Below are 2992 nucleotides of genomic sequence, written 5' to 3'. Positions count from 1 at the left end.
GAGCATTTGGTTAAGCTAGTAAGAGCGCACGGAGGATGCCTAGGCACCAGGAGCCGAAGAAGGACGTGGCGAACAACGATACCGCCCCGGGGAGCCGTAAGCAGGCATTGATCCGAGGATTTCCGAATGGGGAAACCCAGCTGTCGTAATGGACAGTTACTCTCAACTGAATACATAGGTTGGGTAGAGGCATACCAGGGGAACTGAAACATCTAAGTACCCTGAGGAAGAGAAAACAATAGTGATTCCGTCAGTAGCGGCGAGCGAACGCGGATTAGCCCAAACCAAGGAGCTTGCTCCTTGGGGTTGTAGGACGTCTCACATGGAGTTACAAAAGTGTTTGGTAGGCGAAGAGGTCTGGAAAGGCCCGCCAGAGCAGGTAAAAGCCCTGTAACCGAAAGCAAGCACTCTCCGAGACGGATCCTGAGTACGGCGGGACACGAGAAACCCCGTCGGAATCCGGCAGGACCATCTGCCAAGGCTAAATACTCCCTGGTGACCGATAGTGAAGCAGTACCGTGAGGGAAAGGTGAAAAGCACCGCGGAAGCGGAGTGAAAAAGAACCTGAAACCGTGCGCTTACAAAAAGTCAGAGCCCGTTAAATGGGTGATGGCGTGCCTTTTGTAGAATGAACCGGCGAGTTACGATCACGTGCAAGGTTAAGTCGGGAAGACGGAGCCGTAGCGAAAGCGAGTCTGAATAGGGCGAATAAGTACGTGGTCGTAGACCCGAAACCGTGTGATCTACCCCTGTCCAGGGTGAAGGTGCGGTAACACGCACTGGAGGCCCGAACCCACGCATGTTGAAAAATGCGGGGATGAGGTGGGGGTAGCGGAGAAATTCCAATCGAACTCGGAGATAGCTGGTTCTCCCCGAAATAGCTTTAGGGCTAGCCTCGAGGAATGAGCGTCGTGGAGGTAGAGCACTGATTGGGTGCGGGGCCCGCCAAGGGTTACCAAGTCCAGTCAAACTCCGAATGCCATAGACGTGCTACTCGGGAGTCAGACAGTGAGTGCTAAGATCCATTGTCAAGAGGGAAACAGCCCAGATCATCAGCTAAGGTCCCCAAGTGTGTGTTAAGTGGGAAAGGATGTGGAGTTGCAAAGACAACCAGGATGTTGGCTTAGAAGCAGCCATCATTTAAAGAGTGCGTAATAGCTCACTGGTCGAGTGACTCTGCGCCGAAAATGTAACGGGGCTAAACACACCACCGAAGCTATGACATGTACCATTAGGTACTTGGGTAGGGGAGCGTTGAATACGGATTGAAGTTGGACCGTGAGGACTGGTGGACTGTATTCAAGTGAGAATGCCGGTATGAGTAACGAAAAGACAAGTGAGAATCTTGTCCGCCGAAAGCCTAAGGGTTCCTGAGGAAGGCTCGTCCTCTCAGGGTAAGTCGGGACCTAACGCGAGGCCGAAAGGCGTAGTGGATGGACAACAGGTTGAAATTCCTGTACCACCGAAGATCGTTTGAGCAATGGGGTGACACAGAAGGGCAGTGACGCGGACTGATGGAATAGTCCGTCCAAGCAGTGAGGCTGATCGATAGGCAAATCCGTCGATCATTAAGGCTGGGCTGTGATGGGGAGCGAAAATTGCAGTAGCGAAGGTCATGTACTCCGGCTGTCAAGAAAAGCCTCTAGTGAGATCTAGGTGCCCGTACCGCAAACCGACACAGGTAGGCGAGCAGAGCATGCTAAGGCGCGCGGAAGAACTCTCGTTAAGGAACTCGGCAAAATGACCCCGTAACTTCGGGAGAAGGGGTGCCTCGGTAGGGTGAATAGCCCGAGGGGGCCGCAGTGAAAAGGCCCAAGCGACTGTTTAGCAAAAACACAGGTCTGTGCGAAGCCGTAAGGCGAAGTATACGGGCTGACGCCTGCCCGGTGCTGGAAGGTTAAGGGGAGCGGTTAGGGGTAACCCGAAGCTGTGAACCGAAGCCCCAGTAAACGGCGGCCGTAACTATAACGGTCCTAAGGTAGCGAAATTCCTTGTCAGGTAAATTCTGACCCGCACGAATGGCGTAACGACTTGGGCGCTGTCTCAACGAGAGATCCGGTGAAATTTTAATACCTGTGAAGATGCAGGTTACCCGCGACAAGACGGAAAGACCCCATGGAGCTTTACTGTAACTTGATATTGAACTTTGGTACGATCTGTACAGGATAGGTGGGAGCCTTTGAAGCATGAGCGCCAGCTTGTGTGGAGGCAACGTTGGGATACCACCCTGATCGTATCGGAGTTCTAACCTAGAACCGTGAAACCGGTTCGGGGACCGTGTCAGGTGGACAGTTTGACTGGGGCGGTCGCCTCCTAAAATGTAACGGAGGCGCCCAAAGGTTCCCTCAGAATGGTTGGAAATCATTCGAAGAGTGCAAAGGCATAAGGGAGCTTGACTGCGAGACCTACAAGTCGAGCAGGTACGAAAGTAGGGCTTAGTGATCCGGTGGTACCGAATGGAAGGGCCATCGCTCAACGGATAAAAGCTACCCTGGGGATAACAGGCTTATCTCCCCCAAGAGTCCACATCGACGGGGAGGTTTGGCACCTCGATGTCGGCTCATCGCATCCTGGGGCTGAAGTAGGTCCCAAGGGTTGGGCTGTTCGCCCATTAAAGCGGTACGCGAGCTGGGTTCAGAACGTCGTGAGACAGTTCGGTCCCTATCTGTCGCGGGCGCAGGAAATTTGAGAGGAGCTGTCCTTAGTACGAGAGGACCGGGATGGACGTACCGCTGGTGTACCAGTTGTTCCGCCAGGAGCACCGCTGGGTAGCCAAGTACGGACGGGATAAGCGCTGAAAGCATCTAAGCGTGAAGCCCCCCTCAAGATGAGATTTCCCAGTATGTAAGACCCCTTGAAGACGACGAGGTTGATAGGTTCGGGGTGGAAGCACAGCAATGTGTGTAGCTGACGAATACTAATCGGTCGAGGGCTTATCCTAAACACGTTTACTGTGACCCATACATCCAGTAGACAGCAGCATAAAAGGCTT

General features: G+C 53.4%; 1 rRNA gene. It reads left to right on the top strand.

Annotated elements, in window-relative coordinates:
- Positions 1–8: 8 nt before the first annotated feature.
- A 23S ribosomal RNA gene (locus ACIFSR_RS00005) occupies positions 9–2941 on the top strand.
- Positions 2942–2992 lie beyond the last annotated feature (51 nt).

Source organism: Paenibacillus sp. NRS-1760, from assembly GCF_050467785.1.
GTDB lineage: Bacteria > Bacillota > Bacilli > Paenibacillales > Paenibacillaceae > Pristimantibacillus.
Note: the sequence above shows the minus strand (reverse complement) of the source record. Positions and strands in the feature narration are given on the sequence as shown.